Consider the following 14,003-nt stretch of genomic DNA (forward strand, 5'->3'; position numbering starts at 1 on the left):
GCGCTGCCAGTGCCGAGGCAGCTGTTTTTCCCATGCTCAATAAATCACGCGGGCTATCTGCTCTGCTGTCCGGCACCAACACCGACCGGCGCGCCACGGTGCTGCTGCACGTGGTTTTTTGGGTGGTGGCCTACTACTGGTTTGTGTTTCAGAGCCGGTGGCTGAGCGGCAACAAGCACCCCGAGGTAACTACCCTGCTCGCCCTGAGCCGCAACGTGTGCGTGCTGGTCACTTTCTACCTGGTTTCCTACTTCATTGATGCACGACGCTACACATCGCTCACCTGGCTGGCCGTGGGCGGCATCATGCTGCTCTCCATGGTGGGCTACTGCCTGCTGGCCTACTACCTCTACAACTACATTGCGGTGGCCTACCCCGATATGCCGCCCTACTTCCACAACCTGGTGGCCAGCATTTCGCGCCGCGGGCCCTGGACGTTTATCTACGACCCGGGCATCTTGTATTTGCACGGTATTCAGCTTATCATTGCGTTCTTTATACCGTTCACCGTCAAGATTTTCCGCACGATATTTCAATCCCGCATTCGCAGTATTGCCCTCGAAAAAGACAACCTGAAGCTGGAACTGGATTTTCTGCGGTCGCAAATAAATCCGCATTTTTTGTTTAATACCCTCAACAGTGTCTACTCACTGATTGAAGACAAAGACAAAACGGCCGCCTCCATTGTGCTGTCGCTCTCGCACATGATGCGCTACGCCCTCTACGACTCGGCCACCACGGAGGTCGAGATTGACAAGGAACTGGCGTTTATCCAGAATTACCTCGAAATCCAAAGCATCCGGCACCGCCGCCGGCTCGATGTAGACGTTAGTATCTCGCATCAGCTTGGCTCGCAGCGCATTCCGCCCTTGCTACTCATCAACTTTATCGAGAACGCCATCAAGCACGGCGTCGATAAGCTGCTCAAAAAGGCCTGGATTCGCATTCAGGCCTACCGCGACGAAAACGGCGACTTCTGCTTCTTGGTGGCCAACTCGAAGTCAGCCCGGCCCGGCGAAGAAACCACCGAAGGCATCGGCATCAAGAACACGCGCCGCCGCCTCAACATCCTGTACCCCAACGCGCACTCGCTCCAAATCAGTCACACCGAGACGCAATACGAAGTCATGCTCCGCATATGGCAATAGAGAAACGGCTGTCCTGCGTCATTATCGATGACGAGCCCCTGGCCCAGGACCTGATGCAGAAGTACACGAGCCGCTTGGGTTTTCTGGAGCTGATTGCCATTTTTGATAGTGCGGTGGAGGCCTTGAGCCGGCTGGAAGACCTGCGCCCCGACATCATCCTGCTCGACGTGAACATGCCGGAGATGAATGGTATCGAGTTTCTGAAGACCTTCTCCAGCTTTCAGCCCGCCGTTATTCTCACCACGGCCTACTCGGAGTACGCCCTCGAAGGCTTCGAGCACAACGTGGCCGATTTTATCCTCAAACCCATTGTATTTGAGCGCTTTGTGAAAGCCATCAACAAGGCCCGCGACAAAATAGGCACTTCGCTGCCTGAGGTGTCGGAGCTTCAGCGCATGCTACTCATCAAAGAAAACAAACGATTTATTCGGGTGGCCGTCGACGATATATTATTCGTGGAGGGCATGAAGGACTACCTCAAAATCCACACCAAGGCCAAGGTTATTATCACGCACATGACCATGACCAAGATGGAAAGCATGCTGGATGACGCCAGCTTTATGCGCGTCAACCGCTCGTATATCGTGCAGAAAGCGGCCATTCGGGCTATCAATGGCAACGTCATTGAGACCGTGACGAATGCCGAACTTCCCATTGGCGTAAACTACCGGGAGACTATCCGGAAGATGACCGAAAAAGGTCTGCTTTAGCCATTCGCCGCACCCATCGGGCTGGGTCAATAACTAAGGCAGGCCTTTTAGGGCTTAGCGAGCGAGAAACTTGGCTAGCAGTGACTGCTGCCGCAGCAGGATGCGGGCGCTGCCCGAGAAGGCCGGGTACAGGCGCTGCCGGGCCGGTGGAGTTAGGGCAATCACCACCTGGTGGTGCTGCTGGTGGGCCAGGGGTGATACTTCCAACACCTTGCCTGTAAGTAAATTATCGCCTAGCTCACGTACTTGCACCAGCACGCGCTGGCCCTGCCGCACCGTGGCATACTGCTCGCGGCTGATGGTGCCCAGCGCCACGTAGGCGGCTTGCTGGGGCAGCAGGCACACCGCCGCCCGCCCCGTTGGCACAGGGGCCCCGGCCGACCAGGCCGGGTAGCTCACCTGGGCAATACCATCCTGCGGGGCCAGGGCTACCGTGCGCTGCTCCCAGCTGGCCAGCAGTTGGCGGCTACTGGCCAGCTGCTGCGCCCCCGGCATAGCGCCCCGGGCGCTGGTGGCCAGCAGGCCCTGGTAAATGGGCCGCAGCTGCCCCAGGTGCTCCTCCCGAATAGGCGCTAGTAGGTGAGCTAACTCCTTGGCTGATAAGCTAGATGAGGCCATCGTAGCCAGCGCTTGCTTGAGGCGCTGCGCTTCGTGGTAATCAGTGTGGTCGGCATCTTGCCAGGCCAGCAGGGGGGTGCCCCGGCGCACTGACGCGCCATTGGGTACCAGCAGCTGGGCGCCCCGGTTGCCGGCCGGCGCCACCAGCGAATCAACCGGGCTTTGGGCGGCCAGCGACACCTCCGTCGTGATAAACTCGGGGTACTGAAACCAAGCGGTGAAGGTGAGCAGCAGCAGGGCCAGGCCCGTAACAACCACGTTGCCCCATTGCAAAGCCAGGCTGGGCTTGGCAACCATTATTTCCTGGACGTCGCTGTGGAGGTAGGCTTCAGGAGGCATAGCTGGGGGCTTTAGTAGGCGAGGGGTTTTTAACTTTCTGCATGGCCAGCTGGGCAGTGTAGTACTTGGCCAGCAGGGAGTAGAGCGTGAGCTCATGCAGCCTGGGCCGCGACAACATGAAGCGGTTCAGGTACATGTGCACGTAGCTGAACATCAGCGAGTAGCCCGCTTCGGTGGCCAGGTGGCCAGCCGGGTGGTGCGCCTGAATGGCCGCGATGGTGGCGCGCCAGTGCTGGCGCCGGTCGGCAAATACCTGCGTGGCTTCTTCGATGCCGTGCGCGGCATCTTCGGCCGGGTTGAGGAAGCGCTGAATGCGGCGGCTTTCCTGGCGGTACTTCTCGTTGAGCTGCACTTGCAGCGGCTTATCACCGTTGAACTCCTGAAAAAACGAGCTACTCAGCCGGTCGAGCAGCGTTTGCTTTTGCGGCAGCGAAAAGTCGAAGTCCGTGAGCAATTCGTCGAGCCCGCGCAGGGCCAGCAGCCAGCGGTACGTTTCGCCTTCGTCACCGCCCAGCAGGTCCAGCACCCGGGCGGTGGCTAGGCTGTCGTGGCTGAATAGCTCTTCGGCCAGCGTCATGGTGGCGGCCCCGTAGCGCTCCAGTTCCCGCACGTAGGTATCGAGCTGCACCTTGTGCAGCCGGCCGTGCGCCAGCGCCGGGGCCAGCGCGGCCGTTAGCTCCTGCATAAGCGTGGATAAGCTATTCGATTCATCAGCAGTTAGTTGGAAGCGAATACGCAAGTGAAAGCGCGGGTCGGTGTAGCGAATAAAAAACCACTGCCGAATGAGGCCCCGCGCGTGCCAGGCTTCGGCGAGCGGCAAAATGACTTCGGGCAGCAGCTTATCCAGCGACTTGGTGCCGCCATACAGCTTAAAGTACACCCACTCGCTGCCCGGCGCAAACTGCCGGGTGGGCAGCTCGGTGGCTGCCGGGGCCAGCGCCGCCGCCCGCCGCCCGCCGGGGTTGTGCAGCGGTAGTAGTACCTCGTTGGTATAGCGCTGGGTGGCCGTGCCCACAAAGCACTGGTCAGGCACGGCCAGAAACTCCGTTAGCCGCAGCAGGCCAGTCTTTTCGAGCTTTTGCAAGAGTACCTGCCGGGCGGCTGGATGCTCACTATCAATCAGCAGCTCGTTGTCGTGCTCGGCCAGGCAGAAGTAGCGGGGCAGGCGGTGGCTGGCCAGGTACCAGCGCAGCTGGGCGTCGAGCGACTTGTCGGCGGGCTGCGCCGGGTTGGGCGTCAGGCGCTCGCGCCGAATCAGCCACCGGGCCTTGGCCAGGATGATGCGCTTGTACTGCACGCGCGGCAGAAAGGCCTGCTCGCCTAGCGTAGCCCAATTCCAGTTGATACCGGTGTACGCGTTATCATTCTGTAAATCACAGAGAAACCGGTAGATGGGCAGCCCGGTCGCGTAGTTGTGCGCCGTAGACAGGCGCGGAATAACCTGCTTGTTGAGGCGCTTGGAGCGCAGCACCACGCGCCCCTGCCGCACCGACACCAGCAGGTCCTGCACTGGAATCTGGTTTTCGGTGGGCACCGTAGCCGGGCTCAGAAAGGGAATTTCGTAGGCCCGCAGGTTGGGGCGCATCAGGATGTTGCCCACCCGGGCCTCGGGCAGGTGCACCACTTCGGCGTATACCACATCCTCGGTGTCGGGCTCGGTGCGGCGCAGCGTGGTGCGCACATCCTCAAGTAGTTGCGCATCACCGTAGCAAAAGCGCCCGAGCAAGTTGGCGGCCGACGGCCCCGAGCACGACCCGAGCGCAAACTCAAACTGCCCGGCGTCCAGCTGCTGCGCCGACCCGGACAGCAGCGTGCCAAACGCGTAGAGGCTGGCCGGGGTGGCCGCTACCAGGTCGGGCTGCTCGTCGAGGCCCGCCAGGTCGGCATCGGTCAGCTCCACGGTGGTGGCTTCGTCGCGCAGGGCGCGGTGGTAGAGCTCGTGGGCGAGCTGCACCGTTTTTTTCCAGTTGGTGCTGGGGCTGGCGGCCTCGCCCCGGGGCTTGATGCCCTCCAGCACGGGTAGGTGGTCGCCGCTGCCGGGGCCCGCCGTGCCGTAGCCCACGCCAGACTCGCTATCCAGGGCTAGCAGCAGCGAAATTTCCTGGTCCTCAAAGCGTTCGCTGAACTCTTTGCCAAAGCTAGCCAGGTCGGCCGGGTGCAGCCGGGCCGTGAGCCGGTACAGCTCGCTCACTTGTTGCGCAATGGTGGCGGCCACCGTGGCACTGAGTTGGTTGCGCTCGGTATTAAAGAATAAGTCGGTCTGAATTAGGTCCTTAGAATTGGATTGCCCATAGGTTTCTTCAAGTAGCTGGTGCGTTTGCGCAAAGTTGGCCACGCCGCCTGCCTTCAGCAGTTGCACCAATTGGTGCAGGGGGGCCACCTGCTCGGCCGGTAGCTTGCCCGCGAGCCGGCCCGGCAGCTCATCGAGGTAGATGGGCCCCGTAATAGTGGGCTCAAGCTCGCTAATAAGTACTTGTGAATCAATAAGTTGATTCAAATAAGCGCGTGCTTCTTCCTCTGTGGCGGTTGGCTCAGCCTCGCACACCAGGGCTAGCAGCTGCGCAAAGCTGCCCCCCGGCTGGGCGGCTGCCAGCAGCGCTTCCAGGTACGGGGCGTGGGCCACGGAGGTAAGGGTGTAGGAGCGCCGCTTGTCTTTTACCTGAAACTCGACGTAGCGATAGGTATCGCCGGTGCGGTACAGGCTATTGTTGGGGTAGTAGCGCAGCTGTTCCTTCAGGGCGGGGGAGGCCAGCAGGTGCTGCACCAGCTCGCTCACGTAGTTCATATCCAGGCGCGACTGCGCGCGCAGCGGCTGCGCCGCAAACGCGATGTCAGTTTGCTCCCCCAGTTGCCCACGCGCGCAGCCCGCAAACAGCCCGTAGGGCGTGCAGCGGGTGCTCATGCGCAGGGTGTACTTATAGAGCGTAAGTGCCAGTTTCTCCGCACTTTTGGGTTCGGTGCCCCCGGTGGCCAGCGCCTTTAGCAGCTCGGCGTGCAGGGCCGGCGAGGCCGTGTAAATGGCTTCTTGCAGCAGCGGGTCGCTGAAGAGCGTGAGCAGCGCCGGCAGTAGCTGCGCCACCTCGGTGGTGCTGGCGTGCAGCTGCCACACCGTTTGCACGGGCAGTAAGGGCCGCCGCAGCAGGTAGTACGATTCGGCGGCTAGTTGAAGTACAGGTAGGCTGGGCATAGTGGGAGCTGGTAAAATAGCCTCAGAATAAAAAGCCAAATTAGGGCAGCTGGCTGCGGTATGATGCACAGCCAGCCGCCCTAATTATTTATTCCACAGTGAGTTGGCCCCGGCAGTCGGCGGGGTTGCAGCTAAAGGCGGGGCAGGATGACAGGGTTTGGGTCTGGGTTGCTTGGTTGGCCTGCTGGCCACCTGCAATGTCGCCCAGCTGCTCCTCATTAAGCTTGATAATGATTTCGCGGTCCAGCTGGAGCAATCGGTTTAGCTTAATGCCCTTCTTTTTCATGATGATTGCCTGGTGGGCGGCTACCAGTTTGGTAAGTGAAAAAATAGGAAGAAGAAAGTCACCACACCGGACGACTTTCTTCTTCGTAGTCTAGCAGTCTAGCTGACCGTTTGGGTTAGCGCACGCGGTCGTTGCAGGAGCAAGCCATGCACGACCCACCAAGAAGCGCAGCTTCAGCTTCAGTTTCCGAGCCGTTGCAGGTGAGGCTACCGTCGGCTAAGCCGCCACCTACCTCGCCCAGCTGCTCGTCGTTGAGCTTGACAATGATTTCCTTGCTCAGCGACAAGGCTTTGTCAATTTTGGTGATGCGCTTCTTCATCGTCTTGACAGAGAATGCCCAGCGCTACTAATTACACGAGCAACCCTGGCACGAGCCAATGGTAGGGAACGCTTCGGCGGCCTGCACTTCCTTGCCGCCGCCATTGCAGGTGTTGCTGCCGCCTTCCAGCGCACCCAGTTGCTCGTCGTTGAGCTTGGCAACCGTCTCCTTGTCCAGTGAGAGGGCTTTGTCGAGTTTGATAATTTTCTTTTTCATGTTATTGAAAAAAATGAAGAGGGTTGGGATTTGGGAAAAGGAAGGTTAACTACTTGTTGCACGAGCAACCCTGGCACGAGCCAATGGTAGGGAAGGCCTCGGCGGCTTGGGGTTCCAGGCCACCACCATTGCAGGTGTTGCTGCCGCCTTCCAGCGCGCCGAGCTGCTCGTCGTTGAGCTTGGAAATGGTTTCCTTGTCCAGCGACAGGGCTTTGTCGAGTTTAATGACTTTCTTCTTCATAAAAAGGGAAAATGGGGATTGGGGAAAAAAACAGCGGGTCGGGCCGGCACCTGGCCGCTGTGTAGTTGGGGCCGGCAAAAGCCGGGGAGAGTAGTGGCTAGGAGAGGCGCGGGCTAATCCAGCTTTGGGCTTGGTAGCAATTCGGCCTCGTCGTCAATCCACCAGTAGGCGAGCTCCGCAACAGCCTCGGCTGGCTTGCCCCCAAAGAGGTGGTCCATTTCGGTGGGCGAGAGGGCCTGCGTAGGCAAAACGGCCTGCGCCAACTTGCCAGTTAGCAAGCTGATTACGTGCTTGATAGGTTGCATAAGATGCCTTGTCTAGTGGTGGCTGACTGATGCTACAAATGAATACTAGCCCGCCGCCGCGCAGAAATAAACTAGACAAACAAGCTGATTATGCAGTCCAACCATTCGCTATTTTTCGACTAATAGAATAAGTAGGTATGCCGGGCGCGCCGCCTGCCGAAATAAGCCGCCGCCTGCCTCGGCCAGCCGGCCGACCAATCCAGCGCGGTAAGGCTCGCCAAACAGCTTGCTGCGGAGCGCTATGGTGGAGGCTTATCAGCCAAAAAGCCCCCACCACAGCAAGTGATGAGGGCTTTTGGCGGGTAGCACAGCAGCTAGTGCCCTAAGGCCTGCGTAAAGCAGCCGTTACGGCCGCTTCAAAATCAGGATACGTATAGGGCTTGATAAGTAGTTGACTATGAGGCAATCCGGTGCGCTGGATGTATTCTACCGGATAAGCAGTCGTGATGATAATGTTGGCAAAATGGGCTGCAAACTCACTAATGCCTTCGCTCACGCCAAACTTATTGGATGAAACGTCCAGCAAATCAAGAAAAACAAGGTCTACCTGGGCTGCTGCGCCAGGAGGAAAAATCGTTTCTGAGGCCCACAGCACATCCAGCGCGCCGTACTGCCTGATATACTTCATCAACAGCCGGCGGGCTAGGTGCTCATCTTCGATTATTCCGCAAGTGTACACGTTGCAGGGCAATAAAATAAGGTAGTGGGGTTAGTAGGCAAGCCATTCCAAATTGGCGCAGCCAGCTTGCCTGGCTAAAGCGAATTACACGGTACAGGACGGCCCCAATCAAGGCCGTCCTGTAAATTGCTAAAATCAATATACTACAGTAAATTGGTAATAAAGCAGTATACGGTGGTCTGGCCGCCGGTGCCGCTGGTGGTGCCGTCGGTAGTTTGGTTGGCATTGGGCTGGCCGCCTGCGTTGCGGGGGCTCAAGTGTGAAATCACTTCTTTCTGAAAACCAAGCTTGGCGGCGAGTGTAGCAATTTTTTTCATGCTGAAAAACTAAAAAAGGAGTGAGAGATGAAACAAGGTTGAGCAAAGCAACGTAGCGAAGAGCAGAATACAGCTATTTTTCGACTAACTGCGCTAATGTTTCGACGTTTTAGCACTGGTGGACCGCGAGCAGAATGCGGAAGTATTGCTTAGCTTAAGTAGGGCGCAGGGGTGCTAACTAATTCTACTTCGCCTCAATTTGCTGAGATATTATCAAGACAGTCAGTGGTTTAGTTCATGCTGGTTAGCCTTGTGGGGAAAGCTACTAAACACAATCAGCACGTTATACTAGCTACCTGCTAGTATAACGTGCTGATTATTTTTGTTCTATTCTGCAATAGATAGGCTGGTCGCTATTTCAGTACTACCTCGGCCACCACGGGGAAGTGGTCGGACGGGTAGTGGCCGCGCAGCGAGTCGGTGAGTACAGCGTAGGTGAGCACTTGGTAACCCGCGCTCACGAAAATGTAGTCGATGCGGTCAGCCAGCGCGGCATCGAGCTTGAAGCCATTGAAGGTGCCCACCGGGCCGTAGGCGGGCTGATTGGTAGCCAAATACGAGTCGTGCAGCAGCGCTTGCAGGGTTTTAACTTGCTCAGTGTCAGGCGTAGAGTTTAGGTCGCCCACGCAGATAACGGGTGCATTCTTGGCGATGTCCTTTATTTTTTGGGCCATGAGCTTACCAGACTGGCGGCGGGCTTCCACGCCTTGGTGGTCGAAGTGCACGCTGAAAAAGAAGAATTCGCGCTGGGTATGCGCGTCTTTAAACTTGGCCCAAGTGCAGATGCGGTTGCAGCAGGTGGCGTCCCAGCCCAGGGAGGGGCGGTCGGGCGTTTCGCTCAGCCAGAAGTCGCCGGTTTGCAACAGCGTGAGCCGCGCTTTTTTATATACGATGGCCGAGTGCTCGCCGGCTGCCTTGCCATCGTCACGCCCCTTACCCACGAAGGCGTAGCCCGGCAGCTCGGTGAGGTCGGTGAGCTGCCCCCGAAAGCCCTCCTGCGTCCCAAACACGTCGAAGTCGTGGTAGCGCACCAGATTCTTAACCATTTCTTTACGATTGGGCCAGGCATCGGCCCCATCGCTGGGCGTGTTCATGCGCAGGTTGTAGGTAGCCACGCGCAGTGGCACGGCCGCTTTTTGGGCCAACGCCGACTGGCTGAGCCCCAGGCTGCCGACTAATAAGCAGACAATCAGGCGCATGAAGCGGGCAGCGAAAGAGGCGGAGCATTGGGTCATGGCCGAAATTAGCGTTGCCCGCCGCAATGCCACGGTGCCAGCGCCGCGCCCGGCGGGGTTGGCACCGTGCCCAACACAGCTTCCACCCGACCTTTGCCGGGCCATGCCTATTCGCTTTTCTGACTTGCCCGCCCTGTTCGGCGGTACGCTACTACAAGCCCCTGCCCACCCAGCCGCCGTAGCCACGCTGCTGCTCGACAGCCGCCGCGTGGGCTTGCTCGACGGCGCGGTATTCTTCGCCCTGCGCGGGCCCAACCACGACGGCCACCACCACCTAGCGGCCGCCTACGCCAAGGGCGTGCGGCTATTCGTGGTAAGCCATCCGCCGGCCAGCTTGGCCCCGTTTGCCGAAGCGGGTTTTGTGCAAGTGCCGGATAGCCTGGTGGCATTGCAGGCGCTGGCGGCGGCGCACCGCGCCGCGTTCGGCGGGCCGGTGTGGGGCATCACGGGCTCCAACGGCAAAACGATTGTGAAGGAGTGGCTGGCCCAACTGCTGGCCCCCGATGAGGATATTTGCCGCTCGCCCAAGAGCTACAACTCGCAGGTGGGCGTGCCGCTCAGCGTGTGGGAACTGGCGCCCGGTCGCCACACGCTGGGCATTTTTGAAGCCGGTATTTCGGAAAGCGGGGCCATGGCCCGCCTGGCCGCCATTATCCAACCCACGCACGGCATTTTTACCACCCTGGGCACCGCCCACGACGCCGGTTTTGCCTCCGAGGCCGAGAAGCTATCCGAAAAGCTCCGCCTGTTTGAAGTCGCTGATTTCAAGCAGCTTATCTACTGCGCCGACCACGCCGCCGTAGCGGCTGCTGTGCGCGCCCGCGGCCTGCCCGCCCTGGCCTGGACCCGGCACGACGCGCCCGGCGCGGCCCTGCGCTTTCGGCTGCGGCCCACGGGCACGGGTAGCACCAGCGTGCGCGTGCGGCTGGGCGAAGGGGCGCTCGCCAGCCCGTTGTCCCTCAGCCAGCCAGCGCTGCGGGCAGCGGCCCGCTTTACGCTGCCCTTCGCCGATGAGTCCTCTCTAGAAAACGCCCTGCACTGCCTGGCCGTGCTGCTCACCCGGCAGCTTGACCCCGCCACCGCCCTGGCCCCGGCCGAAATACAGCGCCGGTTGCTGCGTCTCCAGCCCGTGGCCATGCGCCTCGAAATGAAGGCCGGCCGCCACGGCTGCTACCTCCTCGACGACGCCTACAACAATGACCTCGCCGGCCTCTCGCTGGCCCTCGATGCCCTCAGCCGGCAGTCCCGCCCCGGCGGCCGCACCCTCATCCTCAGCGACGTGCTCGAATCGGGCCTCAGCGGCCCCGAGCTGTATGCCCGCGTGGCGGCGCTGGTGCAGGCCCACGGCGTCACGCGCCTCATTGGGGTGGGGGAGGCAATAAGTCAATTTGCAGTGAGCAATGAGCAGTCAGCAATTGATGACGCACAACCAACTGTTCGCTACTCATTGCTCACTGCTCATTATTTAACTACCGAAGCCCTGCTGGCCGACCTGCGGCCCGGCGATTTTCAAAACGAAACCATTCTTATTAAGGGTGCGCGGCGCTTTGGCTTCGAGCGGGTGGTAGCGGCCTTGCAGCAGCCCCAGCACGGCACAGTGCTGGAGGTGAACCTCGATGCGCTCACCCACAACCTCCAGTACTACCGCCAGCAGCTGCGCCCCGGCACCCGGCTCATGGTGATGGTGAAGGCCTTCGCCTACGGTAGCGGCTCGTACGAGGTGGCCAGCCTGCTGGAGTTTCAGCGGGCCGCCTACCTGGCCGTGGCCTACGCCGATGAGGGCCAGCAGCTGCGCGACAATGGTATTAGCCTGCCCATCATGGTGTTGAATCCCGGGCCCGATAGCTTCGGCCAGTTGCGGCGCTACCGCCTGGAGCCCGAAATCTACTCGCTCGAGCGCCTGCACGACTACCTGCAAGCCGCCCAAGAAGCCGCCGCCGATGGGGCCGGCCCGCTGCCGCCCCTGCACCTCAAGCTCGATACCGGCATGCGCCGCCTGGGCTTTTCGGAAGATGAGTTGCCCGGCTTGCTCACGTTGCTGGCCGCCCATCGCGCCGCCCTGCCGGTGGCCGGCATTATGACGCACCTGGCCGCCGCCGACGACCCCGCCCACGACGACTTTACGCGGCAGCAGCTGGCCACCTTCCGGCGCATGGCCGCCGCCATCGAGGCTGTGCTGGGCTACCCAGCCCTCAAGCACGCGCTCAACTCGGCCGGCATCCGGCGCTTCCCCGAGGCGCAGCTCGACATGGTGCGCCTGGGCGTGGGCCTCTACGGCGTAGAAGCCGGGGCCGAAGATGGCCATAATCTGTTGCCAGTAAGCACGTTAAAAACCACCATCTCGCAAATAAAAACGCTGCCCGCCGGCAGCACCGTGGGCTACGGCCGCCGTGGGGCCGCCACCGACTACGAGCGCCGCGTGGCCACCCTGGCCATTGGCTACGCCGACGGCTACGACCGGCGCTTCAGCAACGGCCAGGGGCTGGTGCTGCTGCACGGCCGCCGCGCGCCGGTGGTGGGCTCGGTGTGCATGGACATGGTGATGGTGGACGTGACCGACGTGCCTGAGGCCCGGGCCGGCGACGTGGCCGTGGTATTTGGCGAAGGGTTGAGCGCCAGTGAGTTGGCTCATCGCATCGGGACTATTCCCTACGAGCTGCTCACCAATGTGAGTGAGCGGGTGAAGCGCGTATTTATAAGCGAGTAAACGGCTTGGTGGTTAAAAAAAGGGAGGTCAACGTGAAGTTTTTGGGGCAGTAGCAAGCAGGTGCTGGCAGCCGGCGATAACTTAGCGTTTTTGTTAGTGCCCGGTCATTTGGCGCCGCGCATTTTATTCAGGATTACACGAAAATGAAAGTGGCTCGAAATGCGGTTTATGGGTGCCTGGCGTTGCTGCTAGTGTTGGTGTTGCCGGGCCGGGCGGCCCACCACGCGGCGGCGGTGCCCCCGCTCGACGGCCTCTGGAAAGGCCCTTTGCAAATGCCTGGCGGCAAGCTCGAAGTGATATTTCGGTTAGTCAAGCTCAGTAGCGGCGAATACTTCGCTAACCTCGACGTGCCCCTGCAAAAAGCGAGTCACCTGGCTGTAACGGTCGAAACCCGCGCCGATACCGTCATCTTCACCTCCGCCGAAGCCGATAGCCGTTACGTGGGCCGCCTCTCGGCCGATGGCCAGACGCTGCAAGGCGTGTGGCGGCAGACGGGCTTTCAGGTGCCGCTCACGCTCACGCACAGCGCGCTGCCCGTGGAGGCAGCTAGCGCCGTTAAGTCGCGCTTTGCCCCGCCCTACCGCGAGGAAGAAATTGCCTTCCCCAACCCCGTGGCCAATTTGCAGCTGGCGGGCGTGCTCACGGTGCCGGCCGGGCCGGGTCCGTTTCCGGCCGTGGCCCTGCTCTCTGATGAGGGGCCGCACGACCGCAACGGCACCGCTAGTGGGTTTGGGCCGCTGGGCCAGTTGGCCGATTACCTCACGCGGCGCGGCGTGGCCGTGCTGCGCTTCGACGACCGCGGCACTGGCCACTCCACTGGCCCCGCCCCGGCCACCCCGGCTAGCCTAGTAAGCGATGCCCAGGCGGCGCTCACCTACCTGCGCCAGCGCCCCGAGGTCGATGCCGCGCACCTGGGCCTCATTGGCCTGGGCGAGGGCAGCAACGTAGCCTTGCTGGCCGCTGCGCAGCCGTTGCCCCCCGCCTTTCTGGTGGGCCTCTCGGCCTACGGCGAGCCGGGTACCAGCCTGGCCATGCAGCAGCGCGAAGCCAACCTGCGCGCCCAAAAGGTAGACCCTAAAGTGATGGCTGCCAGCCTAAAGCGTCAGCAACAGATACTGGAGGTTATCCGCCAAACCGTGGTGAAGTCGCAGGCCCAAACCATTGTGGCCACCATCTTGAAGCAGGACAGCACGGGCCTGAGCGCCGCCGCCGCTCAGGCCCGCGCGGCGGCGCTGGTGACTACCCGTTACCGCGAGTTTCTCAAGTTTGACCCTACCGAAAAGCTTGCCGGCGTGAGCTGCCCCGTGCTGCTACTTTACGGGGCCGACGATGCGTTTCTCAATCCCGACACCAACTTGGAGGCGCTGCTCAAAGGTCTGAAAAACAATAAGTTGGCCGCAGGCCATAAGGTGGCAGGTACCAACCACAGCTTCCAGGCGGCTCGCAGCCAGTGGCCCATCGTGGGGGGCGAGGCACACCCCATTTTCTCGCCCGCCGCCCAGGAAGACATCCGGGCTTGGATTGTGGAGCAAACTAAAAAGTAAGCGCTGCTTGCGGCACCAAAACGTGCAAATGGCGACCTCGCGCCAACGTGCACTGCCCCAGCCACTCAGTAGCTGGGGCAGTGCACGTTGGCGCGAGGTCGCCGCCCTACGGTCGGGGTTGCGGTGCTTGCTCGCAACTGGTAGTAGGGCCG

Annotated in this window: 14 protein-coding genes; 4 read left to right on the forward strand and 10 right to left on the reverse strand. The window is 60.8% G+C overall.

Features of this window, described 5'->3' with window-relative positions:
• The first annotated feature begins 32 nt into the window (after positions 1 to 32).
• On the forward strand, positions 33 to 1,148 hold the full coding sequence (locus ACYVGC_RS12085; protein ID WP_460584085.1) for a sensor histidine kinase: 1,116 nt from the start codon (positions 33 to 35) through the stop codon (positions 1,146 to 1,148).
• Positions 1,139 to 1,858 carry a LytR/AlgR family response regulator transcription factor gene (locus ACYVGC_RS12090; RefSeq protein WP_460584086.1) on the forward strand — a complete coding sequence of 240 codons (720 nt, stop codon included), beginning with the start codon at positions 1,139 to 1,141 and terminating at the stop codon, positions 1,856 to 1,858. Before ACYVGC_RS12085 ends, ACYVGC_RS12090 begins: the two co-directional genes overlap by 10 nt.
• Positions 1,859 to 1,912: 54 nt before the next feature.
• On the opposite strand, the gene ACYVGC_RS12095 is transcribed toward ACYVGC_RS12090, so the two are convergent.
• From ACYVGC_RS12095 to ACYVGC_RS12140, 10 genes are all read right to left on the reverse strand, one after another.
• Positions 1,913 to 2,815, reverse strand: coding sequence for an efflux RND transporter periplasmic adaptor subunit (locus ACYVGC_RS12095; protein ID WP_460584087.1), 903 nt, complete (start codon positions 2,813 to 2,815; stop codon positions 1,913 to 1,915).
• A complete protein-coding gene (locus ACYVGC_RS12100) occupies positions 2,805 to 6,002 on the reverse strand; it encodes a lantibiotic dehydratase (protein ID WP_460584088.1) in 3,198 nt (1,065 codons plus the stop codon). The genes ACYVGC_RS12095 and ACYVGC_RS12100 overlap by 11 nt, the downstream gene beginning before the upstream one ends.
• 88 nt (positions 6,003 to 6,090) lie before the next feature.
• The gene (locus ACYVGC_RS12105) at positions 6,091 to 6,288 is read right to left on the reverse strand and encodes a class I lanthipeptide (protein WP_460584089.1); all 198 of its coding nucleotides are present in this window, start codon (positions 6,286 to 6,288) and stop codon (positions 6,091 to 6,093) included.
• 115 nt (positions 6,289 to 6,403) lie between these two features.
• On the reverse strand, positions 6,404 to 6,607 hold the full coding sequence (locus ACYVGC_RS12110; protein ID WP_460584090.1) for a class I lanthipeptide: 204 nt from the start codon (positions 6,605 to 6,607) through the stop codon (positions 6,404 to 6,406).
• 27 nt (positions 6,608 to 6,634) lie between these two features.
• Positions 6,635 to 6,823: a class I lanthipeptide gene (locus tag ACYVGC_RS12115; RefSeq protein WP_460584091.1), complete on the reverse strand. Its 189-nt coding sequence runs from the start codon at positions 6,821 to 6,823 to the stop codon at positions 6,635 to 6,637.
• Positions 6,824 to 6,872: 49 nt separating this feature from the next.
• Positions 6,873 to 7,064 (reverse strand): class I lanthipeptide, encoded by a 192-nt coding sequence (locus tag ACYVGC_RS12120; protein ID WP_460584092.1) that lies wholly within the window; start codon positions 7,062 to 7,064, stop codon positions 6,873 to 6,875.
• Between the two features lie 113 nt (positions 7,065 to 7,177).
• Positions 7,178 to 7,369 carry a hypothetical protein gene (locus tag ACYVGC_RS12125; RefSeq protein ID WP_460584093.1) on the reverse strand — a complete coding sequence of 64 codons (192 nt, stop codon included), beginning with the start codon at positions 7,367 to 7,369 and terminating at the stop codon, positions 7,178 to 7,180.
• A gap of 322 nt (positions 7,370 to 7,691) precedes the next feature.
• Positions 7,692 to 7,997 carry a hypothetical protein gene (locus ACYVGC_RS12130; protein WP_460584094.1) on the reverse strand — a complete coding sequence of 102 codons (306 nt, stop codon included), beginning with the start codon at positions 7,995 to 7,997 and terminating at the stop codon, positions 7,692 to 7,694.
• A gap of 194 nt (positions 7,998 to 8,191) precedes the next feature.
• Positions 8,192 to 8,365, reverse strand: coding sequence for a hypothetical protein (locus tag ACYVGC_RS12135; protein WP_460584095.1), 174 nt, complete (start codon positions 8,363 to 8,365; stop codon positions 8,192 to 8,194).
• 353 nt (positions 8,366 to 8,718) lie between these two features.
• Entirely contained in the window at positions 8,719 to 9,564 is an 846-nt protein-coding gene (locus ACYVGC_RS12140) for an endonuclease/exonuclease/phosphatase family protein (RefSeq protein ID WP_460584276.1), read from the reverse strand.
• A gap of 139 nt (positions 9,565 to 9,703) precedes the next feature.
• On the opposite strand from ACYVGC_RS12140, the gene ACYVGC_RS12145 reads away from it, so the two are divergent.
• Both ACYVGC_RS12145 and ACYVGC_RS12150 read left to right on the forward strand, forming a co-directional pair.
• Positions 9,704 to 12,307, forward strand: coding sequence for a type III PLP-dependent enzyme domain-containing protein (locus ACYVGC_RS12145; RefSeq protein WP_460584096.1), 2,604 nt, complete (start codon positions 9,704 to 9,706; stop codon positions 12,305 to 12,307).
• A 143-nt stretch (positions 12,308 to 12,450) separates the two neighbouring features.
• Positions 12,451 to 13,851 carry an alpha/beta hydrolase gene (locus tag ACYVGC_RS12150; protein WP_460584097.1) on the forward strand — a complete coding sequence of 467 codons (1,401 nt, stop codon included), beginning with the start codon at positions 12,451 to 12,453 and terminating at the stop codon, positions 13,849 to 13,851.
• Positions 13,852 to 14,003 lie beyond the last annotated feature (152 nt).

The sequence above is a fragment of the Hymenobacter arcticus genome, assembly GCF_054779975.1.

What these genes read in the sequence shown, in the direction of transcription:
- ACYVGC_RS12145 (WP_460584096.1), top strand. Translation starts at nt 9,704, where the DNA reads ATGCCTATTCGCTTTTCTGACTTGCCCGCCCTGTTCGGCGGTACGCTA.
- ACYVGC_RS12120 (WP_460584092.1), bottom strand. Translation starts at nt 7,064, where the DNA reads ATGAAGAAGAAAGTCATTAAACTCGACAAAGCCCTGTCGCTGGACAAG.
- ACYVGC_RS12130 (WP_460584094.1), bottom strand. Translation starts at nt 7,997, where the DNA reads ATGAAGTATATCAGGCAGTACGGCGCGCTGGATGTGCTGTGGGCCTCA.
- ACYVGC_RS12110 (WP_460584090.1), bottom strand. Translation starts at nt 6,607, where the DNA reads ATGAAGAAGCGCATCACCAAAATTGACAAAGCCTTGTCGCTGAGCAAG.
- ACYVGC_RS12100 (WP_460584088.1), bottom strand. Translation starts at nt 6,002, where the DNA reads ATGCCCAGCCTACCTGTACTTCAACTAGCCGCCGAATCGTACTACCTG.
- ACYVGC_RS12150 (WP_460584097.1), top strand. Translation starts at nt 12,451, where the DNA reads ATGAAAGTGGCTCGAAATGCGGTTTATGGGTGCCTGGCGTTGCTGCTA.
- ACYVGC_RS12135 (WP_460584095.1), bottom strand. Translation starts at nt 8,365, where the DNA reads ATGAAAAAAATTGCTACACTCGCCGCCAAGCTTGGTTTTCAGAAAGAA.
- ACYVGC_RS12105 (WP_460584089.1), bottom strand. Translation starts at nt 6,288, where the DNA reads ATGAAAAAGAAGGGCATTAAGCTAAACCGATTGCTCCAGCTGGACCGC.
- ACYVGC_RS12095 (WP_460584087.1), bottom strand. Translation starts at nt 2,815, where the DNA reads ATGCCTCCTGAAGCCTACCTCCACAGCGACGTCCAGGAAATAATGGTT.
- ACYVGC_RS12125 (WP_460584093.1), bottom strand. Translation starts at nt 7,369, where the DNA reads ATGCAACCTATCAAGCACGTAATCAGCTTGCTAACTGGCAAGTTGGCG.
- ACYVGC_RS12115 (WP_460584091.1), bottom strand. Translation starts at nt 6,823, where the DNA reads ATGAAAAAGAAAATTATCAAACTCGACAAAGCCCTCTCACTGGACAAG.
- ACYVGC_RS12140 (WP_460584276.1), bottom strand. Translation starts at nt 9,564, where the DNA reads ATGCGCCTGATTGTCTGCTTATTAGTCGGCAGCCTGGGGCTCAGCCAG.
- ACYVGC_RS12085 (WP_460584085.1), top strand. Translation starts at nt 33, where the DNA reads ATGCTCAATAAATCACGCGGGCTATCTGCTCTGCTGTCCGGCACCAAC.
- ACYVGC_RS12090 (WP_460584086.1), top strand. Translation starts at nt 1,139, where the DNA reads ATGGCAATAGAGAAACGGCTGTCCTGCGTCATTATCGATGACGAGCCC.